Genomic DNA, 26,985 nt, shown 5'->3' with positions numbered 1-26,985 from the left:
CAACTGAAATTCCTCACGTTTTATTTTGTAGCAGCTATGATTAATCCATGACGGCGGCTTTCACTAACAGGTCTGACATGACACAATATGCCCCTTGGGATCGCCCGCTGCGCGTTCACGGCATGACTGCCTGCTTAATCTGGATATCACTGCACCCATGAAGGGTAAATATAAAGCCGTTATTGCGCTACTCCTGGTATTAATACTCCTGCCGCTGACGCTGGTGATGACACTCGGGTATTGGGTGCCTACGCTGGTGGGCATCTGGCTGCCAGCGGGAACTCGCATCGCGCTGAACGACAGCCCACGTTTCACCCGCACCTCCTTGCGCGTTCCTGATTTACGTTATCTGGTAGGGGATTGCGAGCTCGCTACGCTGAAAGATGTGACGCTGTCACATCCTAGTCGCTGGCAGCTGCATGCCGTCGCCGTCAACCTGAACTCCGTCTGCTTTAATAAGCTCCCGCAAAACGATGCGGTGCCGGGTGCACCGCGCACGCTGGCGGAATGGCAGTCGATGTTGCCGAACACCTGGCTGTCCATCGACTCGCTGAGTATCTCGCCGTGGGAAAAGTGGCAGGGCAAGCTCAAGGTCTCGCTCACCGCTCAGCATCAGGAGCTGGAGTATGAAGGCGACCAGGTGACGCTGCACGCTCGTCTGCGCGGGCAGGCGCTGACGGTCAGCGAGTTTCATGCCAGCCTGCTGGAAGGCGAACCGCCGGTGAAGCTGCTCGGTGAATTTACCATGCCGCTGGTGCCGGACGGCCTGCCGGTGAAAGGACATCTTGAATCGACGTTCCAGGTGCCTCAGGTGCCGTCGCTGGTGGATGCTGAACTGAACTGGGACGGCAATCAGGGGCAGCTGTTGATGATGGCGCGTGGCGAAGACGACCCGATCGCTGACTTCCCATGGCAGGTTACCGAACAGCAGCTCGTTATCAGCGACGGTCGCTGGAGCTGGCCGTATCAGGCAGGCATTCCGCTCAGTGGTCGCGTGGGCGTGAAGCTGGATAACTGGCAGCAGGGTATCGATAAAACGCTGATTACCGGTCGCCTGAGCGTACTGACCTCCGGTGATGCCGGTAAAGGCGTAGCGGTGCTGAACGTTGGGCCGGGCACGCTAAGCATGGACAACAGCAGCATGCCGCTGCATCTGGTCGGTGAAGCCAAGCAGGGCGATCTGATTTTCTACGCTAAACTGCCCGCACAGTTGAGCGGCCCGCTTTCCGCGCCGACGCTGGTTTTCCAGCCCGGTTCGCTACTGCGATCTCGTGGCCGCCTCATCGATGCCCTCAACATTGACGACATTCGTTGGCCGCTCGCCGGAGTGAAGATTTCTACTCAGGGGATCGATGGCCGGTTGCAGGCGATCCTTCGCGCCCATGAGCAGCAAACCGGCGATTTTGTCCTCCATCTGGATGGCAAGGCCGACAACTTCATGCCGGATAAAGGGACCTGGCAGTGGCGCTACTGGGGGGACGGTCACTTCACGCCGATGCAGGCACGCTGGGACGTCACCGGCACCGGCGAATGGCGCGACAGCGCGATTGTGTTGAACTCGTTGTCGACCGGTTTTGACAAACTGCAGTACGGCACCATGACCGTCGATCAGCCGCGTCTGACGCTACAGCAGCCGATTCACTGGATCCGCGACGAACAACATCCCTCCTTTACCGGCGCGCTGGCGCTTGATGCCAAAGAGACGCGCTTTACCGGCGGCAGCGTCTTGCCCGCCTCGGCCCTGAACTTCAGCGTTGACGGCCGCGACCCGACCTTCTTCCAGTTTAAAGGTGACCTGAGAGCGCAGGACATTGGCCCGATTCGCGTCAATGGCCGCTGGGACGGCGAACGTCTGCGCGGACAAGCATGGTGGCCGAAGCAGTCGCTGATGGTGTTCCAGCCGCTGGTGCCGCCGGACTGGAAAATGAAGCTACGTGACGGTTCGCTGTATGCCCAGGTGGCGTTCTCCGCCGCCGTAGGGCAAGGTTTTGAGGCCGGTGGTCACGGCGTGCTGCGCAACGGCAGCGCGTGGATGCCGGATAACGAAGTCAACGGCGTCGATTTCGTGCTGCCGTTCCGCCTGAAAGCGGGCGTATGGCAGTTGGGGACGCGTCGCCCGGTGTCGCTGCGTATTGCTGAAATTGTCAACCAGGTGACGGCGCGTAATGTCACCGCCGACCTGCAGGGCACCTGGCCGTGGAGCGAAGCATCGCCGCTACAACTGAGCGACGTCAGCGTCGATGTGCTCGGCGGCAAGGTGACCATGCAGCAACTGCGCATGCCGCAGCACGATGCGGCTCTGCTGCGCTTGCAGCATATTTCGACCAGCGAACTGGTCAGCGCGGTCAACCCGAAACAGTTCGCCATGTCCGGCCCGGTGGACGGCGCGCTGCCGCTCTGGCTGAACGACAGTAAATGGATAATCAAAGACGGCTGGTTGCATAACCCCGGCCCGATGACCTTGAGGCTGGATAAAGACACCGCCGATGCCGTCGCCGACGATAATATTGCCGCCGGGGCCGCGATTAACTGGTTGCGCTATATGGAGATCTCGCGGTCGTGGACGCGTATCAATCTCGACAGTCTCGGTATGCTGACGCTACAGGCGACGGTGACTGGTACCGGTGTGATGGACGAGAAACGCAGCACGGTGCGCCTGAACTATACGCATCAGGAGAATGTTTTTGATTTGTGGCGAAGCCTGCGCTTTGGCGACAAACTTCAGTCATGGCTTGAGCAACACGCAACCCTTCCCGGTGTGCCGTGTCGCAGCGGCACGGAATGTAAGGAGCAACAATGAAATTATCCATCGCCATACTGGGATTGATGGCAACCGGCCTGTTATCAGGGTGCGTGCCGCGCATTGAAGTGGCGGCGCCGAAAGAGCCGATCACCATCAATATGAACGTGAAAATTGAACACGAAATCCATATTAAGGCCGATAAGGACGTTGAGGATCTGCTCAAGTCCCGTAGCGACCTATTCTGAGGCTATGATGAGAAAAACCGGGATTATCGCCGTGCTGGCGTTCACGCTCTTCAGCCTACAGGCGCTGGCGCTTACGCTGCCCGAAGCTCGCCAACAGGGGCGAGTGGGAGAAACGCAGGGGGGCTATCTGGCGGCCATTGCCCAGGATAGCGAGACGCTGACGCTGGTGAAAAAAATCAATGAAGCACGCAGCCAAAGCTATCAGCAGCTGGCGCAAAGCAACAACCTGCCGTCGCAGGAAGTGGCGCGTCTGGCCGGGAAAAAGCTGATTGAGAAAGCCCAGCCGGGGGAATACGTCCAGGGCATTAACGGCCAGTGGGTGCGGAAGTAAAGGTCGGACGTTTAAGAAAAAACGCATTACGGTTGAAACAGGGGCGGCAACTCGCTCATACTCTTGGCATGTAACCTGTTCGTCGGTAACGATTTTACCGGCTGCACATGAGAATAATAAAGGAACTCCCAATGGCAGAAGAAACGATTTTCAGCAAAATCATTCGTCGCGAAATCCCGTCAGACATCGTATACCAGGATGACCTGGTCACCGCCTTCCGCGATATTTCTCCGCAGGCGCCGACGCATATTCTGATCATCCCCAACACGTTGATTGCCACCACCAACGACGTTACCGCCGAGCACGAACAGGCGCTGGGGCGTATGGTCACCGTGGCGGCGAAAATTGCTCGTGATGAAGGGATTGCTGAAGACGGCTATCGTCTGATCATGAACTGCAACCGCCACGGCGGGCAGGAAGTTTACCATATCCACATGCATCTGGTGGGTGGTCGCCCGCTGGGGCCAATGCTGGCGCATAAAGGCTAACCTATGAAACCGGTCTGTCTCGGTCTTGTGCTTTGCGCGACGCTGCTTGCCGGGTGTCATTCACGCCCGGAAATCGCCGTCAGCGAGCAGCAAACGCTGGTCATGGAATCCAACGTCCTGGCGGCGGGGGTCAGCGCGGAAAAGCCGGTGCTGAGTTCATCGGATATCCAGTCTACCGCCAGCGCGAAGCTGTTTAACGAAAGGCGAGAGCCGGTCACCGTCCATTATCGTTTTTATTGGTATGACGCCAGAGGGCTGGAAATGCACCCGCTGGAAGCGCCGCGCAGCATCACGGTTCCACCGATGGGGTCGGTGACGCTGTACGGGACGGCTAACAGTCTTGGGGCGCATAAAGCCCGGCTTTATCTTTATCTCTGAGGGGTAAACTATCAATGAGTAAATTGGGTCGCTATGCGTTAATTGCTTCCCTGGCGATGTTCCTCGCCGGGTGTGTGGTGCGTGAACAGCCAGCACCGGTCGACACGGTCAATCCACAGCAGCCGCAGCAGCCAACCGAACCGCAGCAGCCGGTGCCGACGGTACCGAGCGTGCCGACGATCCCGCAGCAGCCGGGGCCAATTGAGCACGGCGGTGAAACGCCTGCGCAGCCAACGCCGCGCGTTCGTCACTATGACTGGAACGGTGCCGCGCAGCCGCTGGTGGGCAAAATGCTCCAGGCCGGCGGCGTTAACGCGGGCAGTATTCTGCTGGTTGATAGCGTCAACAACCGTACCAACGGTTCGCTGAACGCCGGTGAGGCGACGACCGCGCTGCGCAATGCGCTGGCCGGCAACGGTAAATTCACACTGGTCTCTGCGCAGCAGCTGGCGGTCGCCAAGCAGCAGCTTGGCCTGTCGCCGCAGGATAGCCTCGGCTCCCGCAGCAAAGCGATGGGCATCGCCCGTAACGTGGGCGCGCAGTACGTGCTTTATTCTAACGCCACCGGCAACGTCAACGCACCGACGCTGCAAATGCAGCTGATGCTGGTACAGACCGGTGAGATCGTCTGGTCAGGTAAGGGTGCGGTTGCGCAACAGTAAACTCTCGCGTGACGAACTCCTGTCACGCGTCTTCCCGCACTATGACATTGTCGCCAGCCCCGAAGCGTCGGGGCTGAGCGGCAGTAGCTGCATTCTGCAACACGGCGAACGGCGGTTAGTGTTACGTCAGCATCACGACCCGTATGCGCCGGAAAGCGATTTCCTTCGTCAATATCACGCCCTGCGTCAACTCCCGTCTTCACTGGCGCCAAAGCCGGTTTTTTATACGCCCGGCTGGATGGCCGTTGATTTTTTAGCCGGTGAGATCAAAAGCGTGCTCCCGACGCATCGTCCGCTCGCGACTCTCCTGTATGATTTGCATCAGCAATCGCGATTTGGCTGGGCGCTTTCGCTGCAACCGCTGCTGATGCAGTACTGGGAGCAGTGCGACCCGGCGCGGCGAACGCCGTTGTGGCTGCGGGAACTTCAGCGCCTGCGTAAGCAGGGCGAACCACGCCCGCTGCGGCTGGCACCGCTGCATATGGACGTTCATGCGGGCAATATCGTCCATACTGCCGACGGGCTTCGGCTGATCGACTGGGAATATGCGGGAGACGGCGATGTGGCGCTGGAGCTCGCCGCCGTCTGGACCGCAGATATGAAGCAGCGCCGCGAACTGACGTGGGCCTACGCCGAGCAGGCGCATTTTTCGCCGGAAGCGCTCTGGCGACAGGTTAAACGCTGGCGACCATGGGTGTTGATGCTTATGGCCGGCTGGTTCGAGTGTCGCTGGCAGCAAAGCGGCGACAAACAATTCATCACGCTGGCCAACGAGATTTGGTGCCAGCTTAGCGATAAAAAGGAGGCCGTGTGGGGCCAGTAATGTTGGATGTTGAAGGCTATGAGCTGGATGCCGAAGAACGTGAAATTCTGGCGCATCCGCTGGTAGGCGGCTTAATTCTTTTCACCCGTAACTATCATGACCCGGAGCAACTGCGCGAACTGGTTCGCCAGATCCGTAGCGCCTCCCGGAATCATCTGGTGGTGGCGGTCGATCAAGAAGGCGGGCGCGTCCAGCGTTTCCGCGAAGGTTTCACCCGTTTGCCAGCAGCGCAATCTTTTGCCGCCGTGCTGGGCGAAGAGGCGGGCGGACGTATGGCAGTAGACGCAGGCTGGTTGATGGCAAGCGAAATGATCGCCATGGACATTGATATCAGCTTTGCACCGGTCCTGGATGTCGGCCATATCTGCACCGCCATCGGCGAACGTTCCTATCATGCTGACCCGCACAAAGCGCTGGCAATGGCGCGTCATTTTATTGACGGTATGCACAGCGCCGGGATGAAAACTACCGGTAAACACTTCCCAGGCCACGGCGCGGTGACCGCCGACTCGCATAAAGAGACGCCGCATGATCCGCGTTCAGAGGCTGAGATTCGCGCCAAAGATATGGCGGTGTTTAAAACGTTGATTACCGAAAACGCTCTTGATGCCATTATGCCCGCGCACGTTATCTACGATGAAGTCGACCCGCGTCCGGCAAGCGGCTCGCCGCACTGGCTTAAAACCGTGCTGCGCGGTGAGCTGGGCTTTGATGGCGTGATCTTCTCCGACGATTTGTCGATGGAAGGGGCGGCGATCATGGGCAGCTATGCTGAGCGTGGTCAGGCCTCGCTGGATGCAGGTTGCGATATGATCCTCGTCTGCAATAATCGTAAAGGGGCCGTCAGCGTGTTAGATAACCTGTCGCCGATCAACGCTGAGCGTGTTACGAAGTTGTATCATAAAGGTTCATTTAGCCGTCAGGAACTGATGGACTCCGCCCGCTGGAAAACGGTTAGCGCTGAGCTGGAGCAACTCCACGAACGCTGGCAGGAAGAGAAGGCTGGTCATTAACCCTCCCGGTGTGGGAGTAATGGTGTGGTGAGGATCAAATGATTATCTATTTACACGGTTTTGACTCAAATAGCCCAGGTAACCACGAAAAAGTGCTGCAGCTACAGTTTATCGACCCGGACGTGCGGTTGATTAGCTACAGCACGCGGCACCCGAAACATGACATGCAGCATCTGCTCAAGGAAGTGGATAAGATGCTGCAGCTGAACGCCGACGAGCGACCGCTCATCTGCGGCGTAGGGCTGGGTGGCTTTTGGGCGGAACGTATCGGCTTCCTGTGCGATATCCGCCAGGTGATGTTTAACCCGAACCTGTTCCCGAACGAGAACATGGACGGCAAGATTGATCGCCCGGAAGAGTATATGGATATCGCGACCAAGTGCGTGAACAACTTCCGTGAGAAAAATCGCGATCGCTGCCTGGCCATTCTCTCGCGTCACGATGATGCGCTGGATAGCCAGCGTTCAGCCGACATGCTGCATCATTACTATGAGATCATCTGGGATGAAGAGCAGGGGCATAAGTTCAAGAATATCTCCCCACATCTGCAGCGAATCAAAGCCTTTAAAACCTTAGGCTAAGAGACCCGCAAAGCGCCCCGGCAACGCTCCGTTGCCGGGGCTTTTTTTTGTTAATTTTTAACCGTTGCTCACTGTTTTTCGGCTATCAAAATACCGTTCGCTCAACTTCTGCGCGATAAAACTTGATGCACATCAATTTTGGTATGACCAATGCACCATTCATGTTATTCTCATTGCAGCTGAATGGTTTCACACAAGTAACTTGTTGTTAATTAAAGGCTATATTCATAACTTTTAATTAACAATTGGTTAATAAATTTTAAGGGGGTCACATGACTACGCCAATGAAAAAAATCGTAATTGTGGGTGGTGGTGCTGGCGGCCTGGAACTGGCTACTCAACTGGGTAGAAAGCTTGGCCGCAGTAAAAAAGCGAAAATCACACTGGTGGATCGTAACCACAGCCACCTGTGGAAACCGCTGCTGCATGAAGTGGCAACGGGCTCTCTTGATGAAGGCGTGGATGCACTGAGCTATCTGGCGCATGCGCGTAACCACCACTTCCAGTTCCAGCTGGGTTCGGTGATGGATATCAACCGCGAAGCGAAAACCCTCACTATCGCTGAACTGCGCGATGAGAAGGGCGAACTGCTGGTGCCTGAGCGCAAGCTGGCGTACGACACGCTGGTGATGGCGCTGGGCAGTACTTCCAACGACTTCAACACCCCGGGCGTGAAAGAGCACTGCATCTTCCTCGATAACCCGCATCAGGCGCGTCGATTCCATCAGGAAATGCTCAACCTGTTCCTGAAGTACTCGGCGAACCTCGGCGCAAATGGCAAGGTAAACATTGCGATTGTTGGCGGCGGGGCGACCGGCGTTGAGCTGTCGGCTGAACTGCACAATGCGGTGAAACAGCTGCACAGCTACGGCTATAAAGGCTTAAGCAACGAAGCGCTGAACGTGACGCTGGTGGAAGCCGGTGAGCGTATTCTGCCTGCGCTGCCACCGCGTATCTCCGGTGCCGCGCACAGCGAGCTGACCAAAATGGGCGTGCGTGTGCTGACCCAAACGATGGTCACCAGCGCTGACGCAGGCGGCCTGCACACCAAAGACGGCGAGTATATTCAGGCCGATCTGATGGTCTGGGCGGCAGGGATTAAAGCGCCGGACTTTATGAAAGAGATCGGTGGCCTGGAAACCAACCGTATTAACCAGCTGGTGGTGGAGCCAACGCTGCAAACCACCCGTGACCCTGATATCTACGCGATTGGCGACTGTGCCTCCTGCGCACGTCCGGAAGGCGGCTTTGTGCCACCGCGCGCTCAGGCGGCGCACCAGATGGCGACCTGCGCACTGAATAACATTCTGGCGCAGATGAAGGGCAAAGAGCTGAAAGCCTATAGCTACAAAGACCACGGCTCGTTGGTATCGCTCTCCAACTACTCCACCGTCGGCAGCCTGATGGGCAACCTGATGCGCGGTTCGATGATGATTGAAGGGCGCATCGCGCGTATGGTTTACATCTCTCTGTACCGAATGCACCAGATTGCGCTGCACGGCTACGTGAAAACTGGCCTGATGATGCTGGTTGGCAGCATCAACCGCGTGATTCGTCCGCGTCTGAAACTGCATTAATCATCGTGCTGTTCCCGGCGTCGGCGCTAACGCCTCGGCCGGGCTACAGCAGCGACGAGTAGCCCGGCCGAGCGTCGCGACGCCGGGACATTCCATCTTCAGAATCCTCCGAAACACCCATCTCCCCACATAAAATCCTGCTTTTGAGTTTTTGTCTGATAGGCACTGCTAACGATCGGTTGCACAATTGTTAGCAATAGCAACAAAGGAGGATCTCCCGTGAATAAATCAATGTTGGCGGGTATAGGTATTGGCGTTGCCGCCGCGCTTGGGGTCGCCGCCGTAGCGAGTATGAACGTTTTCGACCGTGGCCCGCAGTATGCGCAGGTCATTTCCGCTACGCCTATCAAGGAAACCGTCAAAAATCCGCGGCAGGAGTGCCGCAACGTCGCAGTGACGCATCGTCGTCCGGTACAGGATGAAAACCGTATCGCCGGTTCCGTGCTGGGTGCGGTGGCAGGTGGCGTGATTGGCCATCAGTTTGGTGGCGGGCACGGTAAAAGCGTGGCCACTGTGGTCGGCGCGTTAGGCGGCGGCTATGCCGGTAACCAGGTGCAGGGTGCGATGCAGAATAATGACACCTACACCACCAACGAGCAGCGCTGTAAAACGGTGTATGACAAATCCGAAAAGACGCTCGGCTATGATGTGACCTACAAAATTGGCGATCAGCAGGGAAAAATCCGTATGGATAAACAGCCTGGTAGCCAGATCCCGCTGGATAGCAACGGCCAGCTGGTACTGAATAAAGCCTAAAATAGCAGGTAGTCAGTTGTTCGCCCCGCCATCACTCAGATGGCGGGGCGTTTTTTTTACGATGGGGCAATCATCTGCGGCCAGAGGCGTAGCGTGGTGTCGGTTATCTGCATCAGGGTATCAAAGCTGGCCCCTTCGCGGGCGCTAATGGACATACCTTGCAGAATACAGCTCAAGAACAGCGCCAGCTCGGTAACATTTTTCCCCGCCGGAATTTCCCCTCGCGATTGACGCAGCTGAAGAAACTGGTTCAGCGTCTGCTCCTGTACCGCATGCCGAGACTTAATGGTCTTCGCAATCTCTTTCGATGACGCTGCCAGCGCCGCCGAAGTATTGATCATAAAGCAGCCCGCCGGTGTGTCCTTGCTGGTAAAGCAGGTAGCTACCGCGGTGAAGTAGTTGCGTAGCGCTTCCACCACCGGCTGCTCATCACAGAACAAGCAGGCTTCATTTTTTGAGGCAAAGTGCGTGATGTAGTGATCGAGAACGGCGCGAAACAGCCCCTCTTTATTCACAAACTCGGCATATAGCGTCGGCGCTTTTGCACCCGTGGCTTCGACGAGGTCGGAGAGGGATGTTGCTTCATAGCCATACTGCCAGAATAGCGTCATCGCTTTATCAAGCGCCGCTTCCCGGTCGAATACTTTAGGTCGACCGCGGCCTTTTTTCGCGCAACTTTGCGTGTCAGTTGTCATCGTGCCGCCTACCTTAGTCGGTGTTTAGTGAACGTTCATTATAAAAATAATCCCCGGAAGGGGCTAGCGCTTCGTGAGGAAAAATAAAAAGAACATATTCATATGAAAAATATATGAATCTTTATTAAATAAACGATCGTTATAAAAATACGTTGACGTGTGACCTGGATCTCATTATGATTAATTTATCGATCGTTAAGTTAATAACGTCTGACCTACAAAAATCATCTGCAAAGGTAAAAATCATGAAAACCGTAAAAACTCTGGCCATCGCAGCCATACTGAGCTCCCTATCATTCGCAAGCTTTGCTGCCGTTGAAGTGCAGTCTACTCCGGCAGACCAGCATAAAGTCGGCAGCATCTCTGCTTCCGCAGGCCCTAACCTGGCGTCTCTGGAACAAGAACTGGCTCAGAAAGCAGAAGACATGGGCGCGAAATCGTTCCGTATCACTTCTGTCAGCGGTCCAAACAACCTGCACGGCACCGCAGTTATCTATAAATAAGCATTAAAACCCTCATAATGCTTATGTCACTGCTATAAAAAAGGCCCTGAGCGCATCCCGCTCAGGGCCTTTTTCTTTATGGGTTGTGCTACATATTTTGCTGCGCGACGTCGTGGTGACGGGTGACATCAACCGGCATCCCGGAGCGTACGTCCATCACTTTGTTCATCACGGCTGCGTCGGTATTCGCATTCTGGCTGAACGCCTGCATGCTGGCGTTCAGCACGATAGGCAGCGTCTGCGGATCGTCATCAATATGTTCGGACAGCGGCTGGTGAACCTCCACCAGACGAACACCGTTTGGCTCGACCGATGTCTTGATTGGCGTGTTGATGATGGTCACTTTGGTTCCCGGCGTCACCTGGTCAAACAGCGCTTTGATGTCGCCATCGCGTAGACGAATACAGCCGGAGCTGACGCGCATACCGATACCAAAATCGGCGTTGGTGCCGTGGAGCAGATACACGCCGCCGTAGGCCGCCAGGCGAATGGCGTGGTGGCCCATTGGGTTGTCCGGCCCCGCAGGCATTACCGCAGGCAGATCGATCCCCTGGGCTTTGTAGCGGGCGCGGATATTCGCTGTTGGTGTCCAGGTCGGGTTGGCGCGTTTATCGGAGACGGTAGTCACCATCGTTGGCGTCACCGTCGTGCCGCCTAGCTGGCCTATGCCGATAGGGTAGACGGTGACCGTATTTTTACCCGGCGGATAGTAGTACAGACGCAGCTCAGCCAGATTCAGCACAATACCTTCGCGCGGAACGTCCGGCAGCAGCGTTTGCAGCGGAATGGTCAGTACGCTACCGGCACGGGGCACGTAAGGATCGACCCCGGGGTTGGCCTGAAGCAGGGCGAGGAAACCAACGTTGTATTTTTTGGCGATAGATTCCAGTGAACCGCCGTTGTTCTCGACGACGTGGAAACGGTTTTCGCCGACCAGACGGCTGCCGGGCGGCGGTAACGGCCAGCTGTTGGCGCTGGCGGGCAGCGCCACGCTGGCAACGAGAAGTAATCCCAGTAGCCAGCGCGAAAGTTGCAGAGTTTGTTTCATTACTCTAATCCCTCAAAGTCGCAATATGTTGCTTAAAAGTTAAAGCGACTATTATGCGGAAGGGAACTGTAGGGAAGTGCTAAGGGTTTGAAAGAGTATGTAAAGGCGGCCCCGAGAGTGGGGCCGCTGGCGGTTAGAAGGACATTTTCACCGTGAACTGTACTTCGCGCGGATCGCCAATCTGGTTACCCAGGTTGTTGCTGGCGATAGACGAGGTGTAGTAGGTCTTATCGAACAGGTTTTTGACGTTCAGCTGCAGCGTGACCGGATACTGCAGCTTCATTTTATAAGCCGCAAAGACATCGGCCACCGCGTAGCCCGGCAGGTAATAATCCGCGCCGTTGGTGCCTGAACGACGGCTCAGGGCGTGGCCGCCGCCGCCGAGGGTCAGGGTGTTGCTGTCGTAGACGTTGTTGATGTCATAGGTCAGGAACAGTGAACCGGTATGGCGCGGTACGTTCGGCAGCGGTTTGCCTTTGTAGTCAGGATCGTCGGTCACCACCGCATCGGTGTAGCCGTAGCTGGCAATCACGTTCAGGTTGTCGGTGAGTGAACCTGCGACATCCACTTCAATCCCGCGTGAACGCACTTTACCCGCCGTTTTAGCGTAGGTTTCGTCGCCGATGGTCTCGGTATACAGCACGTTGCGCTTATGAATATCAAAGAAGGTGATGTTCGAGGTCACGCCGTTGAACAGGTCAAACTTCGCGCCCATCTCGTAGGCCGTGGACTCTTCCGGCGGCAGATCGCCGATATAGCTGGCAATCGAGGACTGTGGCATAAACGACTGCGCCACGTTGCCGAACAGCGAGACGTTTGGCGTCAGCTTGTAGACCATACCCAGCTTCGGCGTCAGCTTTTCATCCTGGCTGTCGGTGTTCTCTTTAAACGGACGGCCTTTACCCGCGTACTGGGTGTAATACTGGTAGCGCGCGCCTGCCACCACAATCCATTTATCGGTCAGATACAGCGCGTCCTGCACGTAGGTGGCGTAGGTCTCCTGCTGAATACGCTGATCGCTGTCGGCTGCGGAGACGCTGGTACATTTACTCAGCGAGCCGTAAACCGGGTCATAAATGTTAAAGCCATTTTTGACGTTCTTGCAGCGAATCATATCGGTACGCAGCAGGTCATAATTCTCGTAAGCAATACCGGTAAGCAGCTCGTTATAGAAGCCGCCAATTACCACATTACCCTGCAAATCTGCCCGCGTAGAGTGCATACGCTGGGTAGAGCCCTGGGTCGCATCGACGCGTCGGGTCAGGTTGCCGGTCTTCGCATCGTAAGCCATCACGCGCGCCTGGTTATCGCTGTACATGTCCTGGCTAAAGCTGTAATCGAAGCGGGCGGTCCACTGACTGTTCAGACGGTATTCCGCATTGAGCTGCGCCAGATCGGAATTACCGTCGGTAATGTTGAATGGCTCATCAAAACGCTCTTTGCTCGGCACCTTCACCGCATGCCCGGTATCGAGGTCGAAAATGGTGCCACGGTCGAACGGCGTGTTGTAGTTACGGTGTGACCAGGAGAGGTTTACCGTCGCATCGTCGCCAAACCACGTCAGGGAAGGGGCAATAAAGCTGCTGCGCTCTTTGCCGAAGCTGCGCCAGTAATCTTCATTCTGGTATTCACCAATCAGGCGATACGCCAGACGGGTGCCTTCAATCGGACCGGTCACATCGATTTGCCCGGTGCCGCCGCCAAAGCTGCTGGAGGTGGCGGAAATATCGCCGGAGAAGGTGCGTTCCGGGCGCTTGGTAACGACGTTAATCAGGCCACCTGGGTCCAGGATCCCGTACAAAGTAGAGGCTGGGCCTTTCAATACTTCCACGCGAGAAGTGGCGGCGTTAAAGCTGCGTGGCAGTACGGTGCGCAGGCCGTTGGTCATGATCGAACCATCGCGGTTAGCACCAAAGCCACGGCGGGTAAAGGCGTCCTGGGTGCCACCCAGGGTGTTGGTTTGCACCACGTTGGCGACGTTATACAGCGCCTCGTCAAGCGAAGTGGCGTGCTGGTCCTCCAGCACTTTGTCACTCACCGTGTTGACCACCTGCGGAATATCGAGCAGCGGCATCGAGGTGAGGGTTGCGGTGGCGCTGCTGATGGGCTGGTACCCTTCGGTAACCGTCTGGTCAGCCTGCGCGGTGCCTATCACCGTCATCGCTTCTTCTTTTTTCGCGCTATCGCCGCTCGGGGTATTTTCTGCCGCCATCAGCGAAGGAGAACCGACCGCCCCCAGAAAAACCAGTGAAAAAAGTGCGCGTCCGGATTTTCCCGTGAACGTCGGGAATAACTGTGTCATCTCTCTGTTTCCCATAAAAAAACTGCCGAAGGATGGCAGTCAAAATTGATAAAAATCATTGCCCTGAAAAGCCAAAATTACCCATTCACACCAAGCCGGGATGTTCAGGATATGTAATTGAGAATCATTCAAACATGCAAAAATGTAGTAGTAAATCCAATCAGCAATAAATTTATCGGGGACTCAAAATGAGCCAAAGTGTGAAGGCGGGAAAGAGAGGTTGTATTCATAATGTGTTGAATATAAATGTTTTTATTGTTTTTTGTTAGCGGTGTAAATTGCGCTGCACGGCCTATCCCTTATGAAATGAAGTGATAATGTAGTGCTATTGACTACTACATTACGACATTGCATGATCAAAAGAGAATGAGATTTATTTAAAGTGCAGAACGATACCACGTCGTTGCGGCCGGAGAGAAAGAAACATGCCACAGCGGCAACAAAACGCCCCTCAGGAACGCGGGATAGTGCTGGAGTCCCTTTGCGCCGGTTACGGCAACCAGCGCATCGTTGATAACATCAGCCTGACCCTCCCCGTCGGCAAGATGACGGTGCTGGCGGGCGCCAACGGTTCCGGTAAATCCACCTTACTCAACACCATGGCGCGGATGCTCAAACCGCTGGGCGGCTGCGTGCGTCTGGACGGTCTCGATATTCACCAACAGCCAACGAAACAGGTCGCGCGGCAGCTCGGCCTGCTGCCGCAGTCGCCGTTGACCCCGGAAGGGCTCACCGTCTTTGAACTGGTCTCACGCGGACGCTACCCGTGGCAGGGGCTGATCCGCCAATGGTCGGCGGACGATGAACAGGCGGTCGAGACGGCGCTGCGTCTGACCGGCACTCTGGAGTTTGCTCATCTGCCGGTCGACAGCCTCTCTGGCGGCCAGCGTCAGCGCTGCTGGATTGCCATGGCGCTGGCGCAGCAAACCGCCACCATTCTGCTGGATGAACCGACCACCTGGCTTGATTTACGCTATCAGGTGGAGATCCTCGAACTGCTCCAGCAGCTTACCCGCGAACACGGGCGCACTGTGGTGACCGTGCTGCATGACCTCAACTTTGCGGTGAATTACGCCGACACGCTGATTTTTATGAAGCAGGGGAAGATTGCCAGCATTGTGGATGACAGCGCGCCCTGCACGGCGGAAATCATCAAACAGGTTTTCGACGTCGACGTGCATATGTTGCCTAACCCGCAAACCGGCAAACCGCTGTTTATGCCGTTCTGCGCCCACCCGGAGTCTGCCTGATGGCGACGCAGAGCCTGATTCAACGGCCAAAAACGGTTCGTCCGCTGTGGGCACTGCTGCTGGTTAGCAGTCTGCTATGCCTCGGCGCGGTGATTCATCTCGGGCTTGGCGCGCGTGCCATTGCTCCCGGCATGGTGATTGACGCGCTGCTGCACTACGACCCGCGAAATTTTGACCACCGCATCATCATTAACCTGCGTCTGACGCGGCTGCTGGCGGCACTGCTGACCGGCGCGGCGCTGGGGGCGGCGGGGCTGCTGCTGCAAACGGTGATTCGCAACCCGCTGGGTGAACCGCATATTCTCGGCCTCAACGCCGGAGCAACGCTGGCGGTAGTGGTCTGCTCTGCGGCGGGGATCTCCTATGGCGTGAGTCGCCCGCTGGCGGCGGCGTTAGGGGCGGCGGCGCTGTTCGGGCTGGTGATGCTACTCGCTTCCGCCGGGCGTGTCGGCGCGACGGCGATGAAAATTACGCTCTGCGGGGTGGCGCTGTCGGCGTTTGCATCGGCTGTCACCGCATCGATTCTGATCCTTGATGAACAGACGTTACAAGCGATGCGGACCTGGCTTGCAGGGGATCTCTCCGGCATTAGTCTCGGCACGCTACAGATTGCCAGCGTGCCTGCGTTGCTCGGCGTGTTGATGGCGGCGTTAATCGCGCCGCGCCTCAATATCCTGGCCCTCGGCGACCGGGTGGCCAGCGGGCTAGGCGTATCGGTGGTGCGCACCCGTGTACTGGGGGTGATTGCCATCGCGCTACTGTGCGGTGCGGCGGTCTCGGTAGCCGGGCCGATTGGCTTTATCGGGCTGGTGGTGCCACACGTTATTCGCCGCTGGGCCGGGCAGGATATCCGCACCGGGCTGCTGCTGGCGCTACCCACTGGGGCGTTACTACTGCTGCTGGCGGATATTCTCGCCCGCTGGCTGCTGGCGCCGCAGGAGCTGGCGACCGGGGTGATGACCGCGATGGTCGGTGCGCCGGTGTTTATCGCGATTGCGGTGAGGTTCTTTAAATGATGCGAGCAGTCACCCGCGCGGGTTTTCGCGCCGTCGCAATCGGCCCATTGCGTATTCTGCTGCGTCCCCGGTTGCTGAAAATCGCCGCCGCGCTGATGACCGTGATTTTGCTATTAGTGGTTTTCGGCATCACGCGAGGTTCGCTGCCCATTCCCACTGGCGCTATCGGGCGGGCGCTGTTTATGCCAGAGGCGTTAAGTGCGCAGCAGGTGTACATTGTGCGCGACATCCGCTTACCCCGACTGCTGATGGCGCTGTTCTGTGGCGGCATGCTCGGCCTTGCCGGTGCGGCAATGCAGTCGATTACCCGCAATGGCCTGGCCGACCCTGGATTAATTGGCGTGAAAGAGGGAACCAGCGTGGTGGTGTTGACCTTAATCCTGGCATTCCCCGCCGTCAGTCTCGCCTGGCGACCGCTGGTCGGCATGCTCGGCGGCGTGCTGGTGGCGCTGCTGGTCATTGTACTGGCCCGTGACCTCTCGCGACCGCGCTTTATTTTGATTGGTATCGGCGTGTCGTGGGCGCTGTCGGCGGCGATGGGGCTGTTTATCACCACTGCCGATATCCGCGATGTACAGACGGCAATGACCTGGCTTGCGGGCAGCCTGCACGCCGCCACCTGGTCACTGCTGGCGGTCGCGGTGGTATGGGCGCTGCCGGCGGTGCTGATTCTCTATTTGACGGCGAGGGCGGCAGACGTCGCCTTGATGGGCAACCAGGTGGCGAACGGGCTCGGGGTGCGGTTATCACGCCTGACGCTGCTGCGCTTTTTCGCCCCGGTGCTGCTGACGGCGGCGAGCGTCTCCTGCGTGGGCAGCCTCGGTTTTGTCGGTCTGATGGCGCCGCATATGGCGCGCTTTATGCTGCGGGGCGGTCAGGTAGCGTTGCTTACAGGTAGCGCCTTGATTGGCGCGCTGCTGGTGTTGCTCACCGACACCCTCGGGCGGCTGGCCTTTGCACCGCTACAAATTCCGGCAGGGATCATCATTTCGTTGATTGGCTGTCCTTTCTTTATTTTACTGCTGTGGCGTCGTCGTGACGCTTTGTGAGGTTCTGGATGACCCTACGTGGGCTGATGTCAGCGTTGTGCCTGTTTAGCATTTCGGCGTTTGCGCAAACGCACCCGTTTACCGACGATCTGGGCCGCGTGGTTCAGGTTCCCGATCATCCGAAACGTATCGTGTCGATGCACGATCTCGACATTACCATTCCGCTTATCGAGCTTGGCGTGCCACCGGTCGCCAGCCACGGGCGGACACGTCCAGACGGTAGCCACTATCTGCGTTCCAGCGCGATGCTGACCGGCGTCGATTTTGACAACAGCGATATTCAGTTTATCGGCACCGCAGATATTGACCTCGAAGCGGTGGCAGCAGCCAAACCAGATCTGATTATTACCGAACCCAACCGTAACGTGCCGATTGAGCAGCTGGCGAAAATTGCCCCGACGGTGAGCATTGACCATCTGCTCGGCAGCGCGCCGCGTATCTATAGCAAGCTGGCCGAACTGACCGGCTCACAGGCGAGGCTGGCCATTCTTGAGCGCCGTTATCAGACGCAAATCGAACAGCTCAAACAGACCATCGATACCAATAAGATCACCGTATCGGTGATTCAGGCCAACAACGGCAAAATCACGGTGCATCACTCTTATCATTCACTGGGACGCGTGCTACGCGATGCGGGCTTCCGTTTCCCGCCGATGATTGAAGGCATTCCCGACGGCCAGCGTATTGACGTGAGCGCTGAGCAACTGCCGGAGCTGGACGCCGATTTCCTGTTTGCCACCTGGCGCTCGGACACCGGCGGCAAACCGCAGGATGAACTCAACGATATGGAAAAAGTGATGCCGGGCTGGTGCGACTTTATGCGCGCCTGCCGCACCGGGCATTACATCCTGCTGCCGCGCGACGAGGTCATCTCTAACTCTTATGCCTCGTTGAACCTGCTGGTGGCGGAGGTGCAGTCGCAGATTGCCGGTCGTCCACTGCCTAAGGAGGCGAAATGAGCCAGACGGTGATGCGTAAAGAGAAACGCCGGGTCGACCTGTTCGGCGAACGCCTGCGCAGCCGCACGCCTCAGCTTTCGCCGCGCCTGCTGGCGGTCGCGCACTGGATTGATGACAACCGCGAAGCGGTGCTCGACCACACGGCGATGGAGATTGCCGCCGCTACGCAAACCTCCGATGCCACCGTGGTACGCGCCATCCAGGCGCTCGGCTTCGCCGGGTTGCGTGACCTGAAGCAGACCATGCAGCACTGGTTTGGCCCGACGATCACCTCGTCGGAAAAAATGGCTTCGACGGTTGGGGCACTGACCAGCGACGTTAACTCCAGCATTGATTTTGTGCTGGAAGGGCACCAGCGTGCCTGTGAGATGCTCGCCAGCACCAGCAACCGTGCGGCGATAGCCCAGGCGGTAGCCCTGCTCGGTGACGCGCGTCAGGTGGCGTTGTTTGGCATTGGCGCGTCGGGGATTCTGACCGAGTACACCGCGCGACTGTTCAGCCGGATTGGTTTGCCGTCCTGCGTGCTTAATCGCACCGGCTTTAGTCTCGCCGAGCAGCTTATTGCGCTGCAGCGCGGAGATGTGCTGATTATGATGGGGCAAAAATCGCCGCATCGGGAAGGGCTGACGACGCTGCGTGAGGCGGAGCGGTTGGGTATTCCGACGATTTTGCTGACTCAGGCTACTGATTCGCGCTTTAGCGATATGGCGCAGGTGGTGATCCACGTTCCGCGTGGGGAGAATGGTCGGGTGCCGCTGCATGGTACGGTGATGGTGTGTCTGGAAATGTTGGTGCTGTCGGTGGCATCCACCCATTCGCAGCGGACGCTGCGTTCGATGAAGCGGATTAATGATTTGCATAAGGCGATTGGGAAGTCTGGGGGGCGGAAAGGGGGGTAGCGCGAGCGTTGCTAATGCCTTCGTTCTGAGTTGCATTCAGGCTTATCACTCTGTTGCGCTCTCTTCCAGCGGTAGCCATATAAACTGCACTGGCGCAGAGAGCGCGCAAGGGGCGGCCAATCGCCGCTGCGCGGTTCCCTCAGCTTATCCCTTCCGGCTTCGGGTCGGGCGCGAGTTCACATCCATGTGAACCACGCCCTCAGCCCACATCCATGTGGGCTGACCCGGCCTACAGGGAACGCTTCGGCGATTTAGACGCCACCAAAAACCGTGCGGTCTTTGAATTTAGCGAAAAACAAAACAAAGGCTTCTGAAACGGCAGAGTCCCCGCTGGAAATCGGCGAGCCGTAGCACGGAAGACAAGGTCAGACCGCCATGGATGGCGGACTGAGGCGAACCGAGACAGGACAAAATTGCCGGGAGCAATTTTGAACAACGCTTGCGTTGGCCCCGAAGGGGCGAGGCCCATGGATGGGCCGAGTAATCTCGAGTTTCGCCGTGCCGCAGGCTGGAGTCGTAGGCGAGCGTAGTGCGAAGCACCGATTTCCCTGCGGGGCCGCGGGGATTGCGAAGGGGTGCGCGGCCGCACCCCTTGGCCCGTTCACCTGTGAAGGAAGTCCATATTCCACCCGACGTAAAGTGAACGGAATCTTTCATCAAACTGATATGTATCCAGTTTTGTTATCAGAAAGCTGCAAATAAGAAGAGCGCTTAACCATTAACCAGTTGCTTTTCTGCCGAATAATCATCACCCTACCCAAAAGACCGACCATCTGAGGAGAGAGACATGAAGGCACTGCCCGCGGTAGCGGTACTGGGTTTAGGCGCGATGGGGCATGCATTTGCCGCCAACCTGCTGAAAAAAGGTTTCACCGTATACGGCTGGAACCGCACGCCGGGTCGTGGTGACGATCTGCTGTCAGCGGGCCTTATCGTGCGTGAAAACGCCGCACAAGCGGCAAGCGAAGCGCAGGTGATTATCGCCATGCTCACCGACGGTGATGCCACCCTGGCGGCCATCCGTGCCGTTGCGCCATCCTGCCCGCAAGGTGCGACCTTTTGCCAGATGGGGACCATCGGCATTCAGGAAACCGCCGATGCCATCGCGTTGCTCGAAGCACTTCGCCCCGATATGCTCTACCTCGATGCACCGGTTTCCGGCACCAAAGCCCCGGCGGAAAACGCCCAGATTCTGGTGATGGCGAGCGGTGATGCGTCGCGAGCCAGTGATGCACAACAGGTCTTTGACGCCATTTCTCGCGGCACCCAGTGGTACGGCGACGCGGGCAACAGCCAGAAGATGAAGCTGGTGATCAACGCCTGGTTGATTTCGATGATGCAGGGCGTGGCGGAAAGTATGCAGCTTGCCAAACAGTTTGGCTTCACGCCAGGCCAGCTGTGGGAAACGCTGGAAGGCGGGCCGCTGGCGGCGCCGTACGTCAAGGGCAAACTGGAGATGATCCGTAAAGAGGACTACACCCCGCAGATGCAGCTTCAGCATGCGCTCAAAGATGCGCGTCTGGCGCTGGAGAACGCTCCGCAGGGCACTATGCCGATGATGGCCGATATCGTCGACATGTGGACGCAGGCGTCGCAGGGCGGGCTGGCTGAACAAGATCTGGCGGCGGTGTACGCCTGGCTTGATAACGCGCGTAAAGCGTAAGCCTGAGGGAGAAAGCGCATGGAGTGGCTACGTCAGCGTATTGAACGTCAGGTGCTAGGTCTGACGGGGATAGCGCTGAATGAAATCGACTTCGAGCATCCTGCTGGGGAACCGGGGCTGTTCGGCCCGCAGTCGGCTATCTGGCCGGTGCACGGCGATTTCACCTCCATGCTGTGCGGCGGCATCAGCGCGTTATTACTGCAGATGCTGCATCCACTGGCGCTAGCCGGTGTGTGGGATCACTCCTCATTTAGTGAAGATATCTTTGGCCGTCTGCGCCGCACCAGTCAGTTTATCTCGGCCACCACTTTTGCCACAGTTCCTGATGCCGAGCGGCTGATAGCCAAAGTAAAAGCGATTCATGAGCGGGTTAGCGGGATGGACATCGACGGGACGCCGTACGCCGCCAGCGACCCGGATCTGCTGACCTGGGTTCATGTCGCGGAGTGCAGTTCGTTTATGGCCTCCCATCTGCGCTATCGCCGCGTAGTGGTGAGCCCGGCAAGGCAGGCGCAATATTTTATTGAGTCCGCGAGTATCGCCGAGCGGTTGGGGGCGCGTAACGTGCCGAAAACACCGCAGGCAGTGGCGGACTATCTCGAGCAGATGCGGCCTCAGCTAAGATGCGATGAACGCACCCGGGAAGTCGCTCGCGTGCTGATGACCACCCGTCTGCCGGGGCGGATGGCACAACCCGCGGGTACGATTCTGATGAAGGCAGGGATTGACCTGCTGCCCGACTGGGCTCAGGAGATGCTGGATTTACGTCTTAATCCAGTCGAGCAGCGTCTGGTGCGTGGCGGGGTGCATACCATCGCTGCTGTTCTGCGCCGCTCGGTGCGCAACGGCGCTTATCACTGCGCGATGCGGCGCATGAGTTCGTCGGCATAATAATCCGGTACTTCACTGTCGCGGATGGCCTGTACCACCTGCGCCACATCGTACTGCACCGTTTTGACCTTCAACGACAGCGTCTCTTCACGAATTTCCCCTAACATCCAGCTTGCCTGCGGCTGTCCTGGTTTAATGCGTCCCACGGCGCCGGGGTTGGCGAACAGCAGCGGTCGGCCCGCGCCTCTGTCGATTTCCCGTACGCAGGCGAAGTGAGTATGCCCGCAAATTAACGCGTCGACGTCGTGCAATTGTGGAAAGGCCAGCAGCGTGCGTACGCTGGTATCGGCGTACAGATATTCCGACAGCGAGCGCGGGCTGGCATGCACCAGCAGAATTGGCAGCGGCAGATCCGGGCGCAATGTATCGGGAAGCGCTTGCAGCCAGCGGCGGTTTTCCTCGCTAAGAACCCGTTTGCTCAACGCAATGGCTTCAACCCTGGCATCACGCTCTTCGGGGCTATGCACCGCCATGGTGGTCACCGGTTCATCGCAGGCCACCCGCTGGTCGTGGTTTCCTCGTAGCACCGGAATCTGCCGCTCACGCAGTCGGGCGATAACCTCATTCGGCCAGGGGGCGAAATCGACGACGTCGCCAAGGCAGTAGCATTGGGTAATGCCGTGATGGTCAATATCGGCGAGAACGGCGTCGAGCGCCGGTAAATTGGCGTGAACATCGCTAAAAATAGCAAAACGATACAGCATGGTAGGTATCCGGAAAGGTTCGTATAGCCATTAGCATCGGCGTTCTGACAGCCTTGTTCAATCCAGACGCTTGTCGTTATTATTAGGTAAAACCTAACAATCTGGAGCGGTCATGGATCTGCGTCATCTGCGTTATTTCCTTGAAGTGGCTAACACCCTGCATTTTGGTGCGGCAGCGGAGGCGCTCGGTATCGCCGTGCCGACGCTTTCCGTGCAGATAGCCCAGCTTGAGCGCGAACTGGGAACGCCGCTGTTCGTGCGCGCTCAGCGGCGGGTGCAGTTGACGCAGGCAGGGGCGATTCTGCGCGACGAGGCGCAGGCAACGCTTTTGCAGGCAGAACAGGCGAGGGCGAGGGTGCAGAGCGCGGCGCGGGGCGAGCGGGGGTATCTGCGCGTGGGATATGTGTCATCGACGTTGCTGTCCGGGATGCTGAGTTCACTGTTTTATCACTATCGCCAGCAATACCCCGACGTTGCCGTAGAAGTCAGCGAACTGCCGATGGCGGGGATGGCGGCGCAATTGGTGGAAGGTAAACTCGACGTCGCGTTAGTGCGTGGCCCGCTGGCGCTGCCCGCCGACGTGGCCCATCTGGTGCTGCATCATGACCACTTTTGCCTGGCGTTAAGCGACGGTCATCCGCTGGCGCAGACCACGGCGATTGCCCCGGCAAATCTCCGCCAGCAAACCTTTATTCTGCCAGAGCAGCAGTCTGGCACCGATGAGGTGGCGAATCGCGGCGGCTTTGCTCTTAAACACACCCGACGGGCGGGAGCGCTGACCGAGGTGCTGGCGAACGTTGCGCTGGGCAACGGTGTGGCGGTGGTTCCTGCGGTGATGGCGCAGACGATCAATCTGCCTGGCGTGTGCTACCGGGAGATTGCCGGTGATGAAATACCTTCGGTGCTGTGGCTGCTGTACCGCAAACGGGAACGCACCGCCGCGATTAAAAAGCTAGTAGCGCTAGCCAAAGAACAGATAGCGGATTGATTTAACGTGACACTGCCACGAACAAGTAGCCCGGCCGAGCGCAGCGACGCCGGGGCAGACTCCCACTTCACATAAAAAAACCGACCCTCAGGCCGGTTTCTGTTATCAGATTTTGCAGGCATCGCCGCAATCATCGTCGGCGACAATCGCCTGCGCTTTCTTGTCCGCATCGTCAAGACGTTCTGCGTTGCGCTCTTGCGCCTCTTCCAGCCCATCAAAGACCAGATTATCGAGATCAATTTCCATCGCTCACCTGTACTCACTCTGTTCTACAATTGTCACAGTATATTGCAAAAATGTTGATTGATGTACCCGCATATGGACCCGCACGCGTATTCAGCACGATCCGCTCGTGAAGAAAAAAGAGAAATGGCTGAAGTGTGACGGCGCGCGACTGGAATGCGCACGCAGTGTTCAAAAAGTAACTGATAACAGGCGAATACTGGAAACAGTAGAGCATATAGCCTTGAAAACGAGTATCAGACCGGAGGGATATGCAATGCAACAACAGGATCAACAAGCGTTAATGAACTTTGATTTTTTGGCCCGCAGTTTTGCCCAAATGCAGTCGCGAGGCCGCCCTGTCGATATTTGCGCGGTAACCGGCAATATGAACGAGCAGCAAAGAACGTGGTTCTGTGCGCGGTATGAATTCTACCGAACGCAGGCGGAAAGCGCGAAGCGGCAGTTACTTGAAGTGTGTTAATCGTTAACGGGCCGGACGGCCCGTTTTTCATGGTAAGCGGGCACAATATCGTGCCCGTTGTTGTTTCTGATTATCGCGCTTTTTTGGGAAAGACCAGCAGCGCCACAATCGGTGAAACCACCATCAGGGCAAAGACGTAGGTAAAGCCCACGGTAAAGCCGCCGGTCAGGTCAACCGACCAGCCGATAAGCTGGCTGTTGATGGTGGCCAGCAGGAAGGTGCAGACCCAGAAGGTGGACATGGCGTAGGTGACGGTCTGCGTGGTGGCGTTTTTGAGCCCCTCTTTCGGAATCGAGAAGATAAACGCAAACCAGGTCGCAAAGATACCGCCGGTCAGGAATGAGCACACCAGAATCACCAGGTCGTTGGTGGCGAACAGCATGGCAAAAGTCGTTACCGCCATAAAAATACTGGAGATAAGCAGCCAGTTTTTATAGTGATAGCCGCGGTTTTTGAAATACGGCCCCACCAGCGCGCCGAGCATAATCCCCACCTGGTTCACCGTGCCGCTCAGATGGGCGTGTGAGTCTGCCGGTAAATGCGCATATTTGGCGTAGTACAGCGGCAGGAAGGTGAACATAAACACCATCATGATCATCGCGCCAGCGTACTGGGCAATCATCCCCCACACGATGCGGCTGAATATCGCCTCTTTCAGCACCGCCATCTTACTTTCACGACTCAGGTTCGCCGCGTGCTGCTCGCTGCGCTCTTCGTCGGTAAAGCACAGCATCCACACCACGCCCAGCGCCAGGGTAATCACCCCGTAGGCCGCCAGCAGGTTGCGCCAGCCGCCGAAGAAGGTGGAAAGATAGCCCGCCAGCGTCAGGGCAATGATGGTGCCGATGATGTTTGAGGTGCAGTTGATGCTGTTGAGGGTGGCCGCCATCTTGTTATCGAAGAAGCGGGCCACCGTTGGCACCAGCGACACCAGACATACCGCGCCGCCGAGGCCGCCGAGGAAGCGAATAATCAACAGCAGGGTGAAGTTATCGACGAAGGGAATAAAGACCGACACGCCAATCATCACGCAGCCCAACAGGTACGATTTGCGCGTTCCCATGCGGGCAACCAGTACGGCAGTGCCCACGGCACCGACAATCTTGGCCCACAGAATAACGTTCGACATCAGCGCGGCGTGCGACACGTCAACGTTAAAATCAGCCATTATCTGCGGCATTACCGAGCCGGTGGTGGCCCAGGCGGCACCGAACACCATGTAGACGGCATAGAGTACGAATTCAATGGTCCACTTTTTCACGCGCGAACCTCACTGGTGCTCAGTTCCACCATCTCCAGCAACATTTCAGCGGCCAGACGCAGAGATTCGACGGGTAAAAACTCTTTGGTCGAGTGGAAGTTGTGTGCGCCGGTAAAGATGTTGATGGTCGGCAGCCCTTTTGGGGTGATCACGCTGCCGTCGTAGCCGCCGCGCATCAGCAGCGGTTTTGGCGTAATGCCGAGGTTATGCATCGCCCGTTTGACGTTTTCCAGAATCTCCGGTGATTTGTCGAGACTCGGCTTCACGTTGTCGTAAATATCATTCAGCGTGATGGAGACGCGCTCGTCGCCCCAGCGCTGTTTGAGGTCGGCCACAATCGCCTGCAGCGTGGATTTACGCTGCTGATAGCCGTCGATTTCAAAATCACGGATAGCGATATCCAGCGTGGCGCTGGCGGTATCACCGGTCAGCTTGTGCGGCCAGTAATAGCCTTCGCGGCCCTCGGTGTGCTCTGGGCGCTCTTTTGGCGGCAGGGCGGTAATCACTTCCGTGGCGATACACAGCGCGTTCACCAGTTTGCCTTTCGCGCTCATCGGGTGAGCGGTGGTGCCTTTAACCGTAATCTGCGCGCTACCGGCGTACCAGTTTTCAATCACGTATTCGCCGACGCCGCAGCAGTCGAGGCAGATACCGTAGTCCGCGTTCAGCGCTTGTACGTCCAACGCTTTTGCCCCGCGAATACCAATCTCTTCATCCGGCAGCTGCACCAGACGAATATCGCCGTGCGGCACCTCCGGGTGGGCAATCAGATACTGCAGTGCTTCGGCACCGGCGGCGATTGCCGCTTTGTCATCTGCTCCCAGCAGGCTGGTGCCATCGGTGGTGATGAGATCCTGGCCGATGTAATCCAGCAGCTCCGGGTGGTTGTCGGGTGAGAAGCGTTCGCCGCTGCCCGGCAGGATGATAGCCTGCCCGTCGTACTGGTTCACGCGAATAGCATGGGTATCGCCGGTATGGTCAGGCGCGGTATCGAGGTGTGCGAAGAAGACGATGGATGGGGCGTTGGCGATATTCGCCGGAAGCGTAATGGTGGTGATCGCGTGATGGTTTATATCAACGGTAACGCCAGTATGATGAGCAAATTGATTGGCGACGTGTTGGGCGAGTTTAAATTGATTATCACTACTCGGTAAATTCTGACTAGTGGGAACGGAGGTGGTGTTAATTAAGGTATATTCGAGGAATGTTTTTGTTATTTTGTCGCTATCAATACGTTTTTTCATTACGATTTGCCTATTATTTGGTTACGTAAAGAAACACTTTATTCACATCTTTGTGGAAGGGATAAAAGCTTCTTACCGTTCTCTCTTATGCAACAGGAAACGCTTGCGTTATGTGTTTTTGAATTAATCACTTGCCATACAACTATACTTATTAATAGCACATTACGCTGGCATGTAAAGCGGTGAGTGAAGCTGAAGGCGCGTGTGCTC

The 26,985-nt window shown here is 57.2% G+C and carries 28 protein-coding genes; 21 read left to right on the top strand and 7 right to left on the bottom strand.

Going from position 1 to position 26,985, the window contains the following annotated elements; translation table 11 throughout:
• Positions 1-157: 157 nt before the first annotated feature.
• The 11 genes from V6944_RS06540 to V6944_RS06490 all read left to right on the top strand — a co-directional run bounded on the left by V6944_RS06540 (position 158) and on the right by V6944_RS06490 (position 9,597).
• Positions 158-2,800 carry a YdbH family protein gene (locus V6944_RS06540; protein WP_333498337.1) on the top strand — a complete coding sequence of 881 codons (2,643 nt, stop codon included), beginning with the start codon at positions 158-160 and terminating at the stop codon, positions 2,798-2,800.
• Positions 2,797-2,988: a YnbE family lipoprotein gene (locus tag V6944_RS06535; RefSeq protein ID WP_185666098.1), complete on the top strand. Its 192-nt coding sequence runs from the start codon at positions 2,797-2,799 to the stop codon at positions 2,986-2,988. Before V6944_RS06540 ends, V6944_RS06535 begins: the two co-directional genes overlap by 4 nt.
• A gap of 7 nt (positions 2,989-2,995) precedes the next feature.
• The gene (locus V6944_RS06530) at positions 2,996-3,319 is read left to right on the top strand and encodes a YdbL family protein (protein WP_333498611.1); all 324 of its coding nucleotides are present in this window, start codon (positions 2,996-2,998) and stop codon (positions 3,317-3,319) included.
• Positions 3,320-3,450: 131 nt separating this feature from the next.
• Entirely contained in the window at positions 3,451-3,807 is a 357-nt protein-coding gene (gene hinT / locus V6944_RS06525; protein WP_333498336.1) for a purine nucleoside phosphoramidase, read from the top strand.
• Positions 3,808-3,810: 3 nt separating this feature from the next.
• Positions 3,811-4,185 (top strand): YcfL family protein, encoded by a 375-nt coding sequence (locus V6944_RS06520; RefSeq protein ID WP_333498335.1) that lies wholly within the window; start codon positions 3,811-3,813, stop codon positions 4,183-4,185.
• Positions 4,186-4,208: 23 nt separating this feature from the next.
• Entirely contained in the window at positions 4,209-4,847 is a 639-nt protein-coding gene (lpoB, locus tag V6944_RS06515; RefSeq protein WP_333498610.1) for a penicillin-binding protein activator LpoB, read from the top strand.
• Entirely contained in the window at positions 4,828-5,670 is an 843-nt protein-coding gene (gene thiK, locus V6944_RS06510) for a thiamine kinase (RefSeq protein ID WP_333498609.1), read from the top strand. Before lpoB ends, thiK begins: the two co-directional genes overlap by 20 nt.
• Positions 5,658-6,683, top strand: coding sequence for a beta-N-acetylhexosaminidase (gene nagZ / locus V6944_RS06505; protein ID WP_185666101.1), 1,026 nt, complete (start codon positions 5,658-5,660; stop codon positions 6,681-6,683). The genes thiK and nagZ overlap by 13 nt, the downstream gene beginning before the upstream one ends.
• Positions 6,684-6,721: 38 nt before the next feature.
• Positions 6,722-7,264, top strand: a complete 543-nt coding sequence (ycfP, locus tag V6944_RS06500; protein WP_185666102.1) for an alpha/beta hydrolase YcfP — start codon at positions 6,722-6,724, stop codon at positions 7,262-7,264.
• A 272-nt stretch (positions 7,265-7,536) separates the two neighbouring features.
• Positions 7,537-8,841, top strand: a complete 1,305-nt coding sequence (locus tag V6944_RS06495) for an NAD(P)/FAD-dependent oxidoreductase (protein ID WP_185666103.1) — start codon at positions 7,537-7,539, stop codon at positions 8,839-8,841.
• A gap of 219 nt (positions 8,842-9,060) precedes the next feature.
• Entirely contained in the window at positions 9,061-9,597 is a 537-nt protein-coding gene (locus V6944_RS06490) for a glycine zipper 2TM domain-containing protein (RefSeq protein ID WP_185666104.1), read from the top strand.
• Positions 9,598-9,653: 56 nt separating this feature from the next.
• Here the strand turns inward: V6944_RS06490 and V6944_RS06485 are convergent, their stop codons facing one another.
• Complete coding sequence (locus V6944_RS06485) at positions 9,654-10,292, bottom strand: TetR/AcrR family transcriptional regulator (protein WP_333498334.1); 639 nt, start codon at positions 10,290-10,292, stop codon at positions 9,654-9,656.
• 245 nt (positions 10,293-10,537) lie between these two features.
• Here V6944_RS06485 and bhsA point away from each other — a divergent pair, with 245 nt between their 5' ends.
• The gene (gene bhsA, locus V6944_RS06480) at positions 10,538-10,795 is read left to right on the top strand and encodes a multiple stress resistance protein BhsA (RefSeq protein WP_333498333.1); all 258 of its coding nucleotides are present in this window, start codon (positions 10,538-10,540) and stop codon (positions 10,793-10,795) included.
• Between the two features lie 88 nt (positions 10,796-10,883).
• Here the strand turns inward: bhsA and ldtC are convergent, their stop codons facing one another.
• Together ldtC and V6944_RS06470 are read right to left on the bottom strand one after the other, a co-directional pair.
• Positions 10,884-11,843 (bottom strand): L,D-transpeptidase LdtC, encoded by a 960-nt coding sequence (gene ldtC, locus V6944_RS06475; RefSeq protein ID WP_333498332.1) that lies wholly within the window; start codon positions 11,841-11,843, stop codon positions 10,884-10,886.
• A gap of 133 nt (positions 11,844-11,976) precedes the next feature.
• Positions 11,977-14,145: a TonB-dependent siderophore receptor gene (locus V6944_RS06470; RefSeq protein WP_333498331.1), complete on the bottom strand. Its 2,169-nt coding sequence runs from the start codon at positions 14,143-14,145 to the stop codon at positions 11,977-11,979.
• Positions 14,146-14,570: 425 nt separating this feature from the next.
• Between V6944_RS06470 and V6944_RS06465 the strand changes: the two genes are divergently transcribed.
• From V6944_RS06465 to V6944_RS06435, 7 genes are all read left to right on the top strand, one after another.
• Positions 14,571-15,395: an ABC transporter ATP-binding protein gene (locus V6944_RS06465; protein ID WP_333498330.1), complete on the top strand. Its 825-nt coding sequence runs from the start codon at positions 14,571-14,573 to the stop codon at positions 15,393-15,395.
• Positions 15,395-16,411 carry a FecCD family ABC transporter permease gene (locus tag V6944_RS06460; RefSeq protein ID WP_333498329.1) on the top strand — a complete coding sequence of 339 codons (1,017 nt, stop codon included), beginning with the start codon at positions 15,395-15,397 and terminating at the stop codon, positions 16,409-16,411. Before V6944_RS06465 ends, V6944_RS06460 begins: the two co-directional genes overlap by 1 nt.
• Positions 16,408-17,460: a FecCD family ABC transporter permease gene (locus V6944_RS06455; RefSeq protein WP_333498328.1), complete on the top strand. Its 1,053-nt coding sequence runs from the start codon at positions 16,408-16,410 to the stop codon at positions 17,458-17,460. Before V6944_RS06460 ends, V6944_RS06455 begins: the two co-directional genes overlap by 4 nt.
• An 8-nt stretch (positions 17,461-17,468) precedes the next feature.
• Entirely contained in the window at positions 17,469-18,419 is a 951-nt protein-coding gene (locus V6944_RS06450) for an ABC transporter substrate-binding protein (RefSeq protein ID WP_442910722.1), read from the top strand.
• Positions 18,416-19,318, top strand: coding sequence for a MurR/RpiR family transcriptional regulator (locus V6944_RS06445; protein ID WP_415980515.1), 903 nt, complete (start codon positions 18,416-18,418; stop codon positions 19,316-19,318). The genes V6944_RS06450 and V6944_RS06445 overlap by 4 nt, the downstream gene beginning before the upstream one ends.
• A 787-nt stretch (positions 19,319-20,105) precedes the next feature.
• Positions 20,106-20,981, top strand: a complete 876-nt coding sequence (locus V6944_RS06440; protein WP_333498327.1) for an NAD(P)-dependent oxidoreductase — start codon at positions 20,106-20,108, stop codon at positions 20,979-20,981.
• An 18-nt stretch (positions 20,982-20,999) separates the two neighbouring features.
• A complete protein-coding gene (locus V6944_RS06435; RefSeq protein WP_333498326.1) occupies positions 21,000-21,872 on the top strand; it encodes an oxygenase MpaB family protein in 873 nt (290 codons plus the stop codon).
• On the opposite strand, the gene V6944_RS06430 is transcribed toward V6944_RS06435, so the two are convergent.
• The gene (locus V6944_RS06430; protein WP_333498325.1) at positions 21,836-22,576 is read right to left on the bottom strand and encodes a metallophosphoesterase family protein; all 741 of its coding nucleotides are present in this window, start codon (positions 22,574-22,576) and stop codon (positions 21,836-21,838) included. The genes V6944_RS06435 and V6944_RS06430 overlap by 37 nt on opposite strands.
• Before the next feature lie 112 nt (positions 22,577-22,688).
• Here V6944_RS06430 and V6944_RS06425 point away from each other — a divergent pair, with 112 nt between their 5' ends.
• Complete coding sequence (locus tag V6944_RS06425; protein ID WP_333498324.1) at positions 22,689-23,564, top strand: LysR substrate-binding domain-containing protein; 876 nt, start codon at positions 22,689-22,691, stop codon at positions 23,562-23,564.
• A gap of 105 nt (positions 23,565-23,669) precedes the next feature.
• Here the strand turns inward: V6944_RS06425 and V6944_RS06420 are convergent, their stop codons facing one another.
• Positions 23,670-23,810: a hypothetical protein gene (locus tag V6944_RS06420; protein ID WP_112205122.1), complete on the bottom strand. Its 141-nt coding sequence runs from the start codon at positions 23,808-23,810 to the stop codon at positions 23,670-23,672.
• 253 nt (positions 23,811-24,063) lie between these two features.
• On the opposite strand from V6944_RS06420, the gene V6944_RS06415 reads away from it, so the two are divergent.
• Positions 24,064-24,270: a glycogen synthesis protein GlgS gene (locus tag V6944_RS06415; protein ID WP_185666118.1), complete on the top strand. Its 207-nt coding sequence runs from the start codon at positions 24,064-24,066 to the stop codon at positions 24,268-24,270.
• Positions 24,271-24,340: 70 nt separating this feature from the next.
• Here the strand turns inward: V6944_RS06415 and V6944_RS06410 are convergent, their stop codons facing one another.
• Both V6944_RS06410 and pepT read right to left on the bottom strand, forming a co-directional pair.
• Positions 24,341-25,531 carry an MFS transporter gene (locus V6944_RS06410; protein WP_333498323.1) on the bottom strand — a complete coding sequence of 397 codons (1,191 nt, stop codon included), beginning with the start codon at positions 25,529-25,531 and terminating at the stop codon, positions 24,341-24,343.
• The gene (gene pepT, locus V6944_RS06405) at positions 25,528-26,775 is read right to left on the bottom strand and encodes a peptidase T (RefSeq protein WP_333498322.1); all 1,248 of its coding nucleotides are present in this window, start codon (positions 26,773-26,775) and stop codon (positions 25,528-25,530) included. Before pepT ends, V6944_RS06410 begins: the two co-directional genes overlap by 4 nt.
• Positions 26,776-26,985: the final 210 nt, after the last annotated feature.

The sequence above is a fragment of the Kluyvera sp. CHPC 1.2972 genome (genome assembly GCF_036759925.1).
Lineage (GTDB): Bacteria > Pseudomonadota > Gammaproteobacteria > Enterobacterales > Enterobacteriaceae > Kluyvera.
This window is presented reverse-complemented; position numbering and strand designations above follow the sequence as displayed.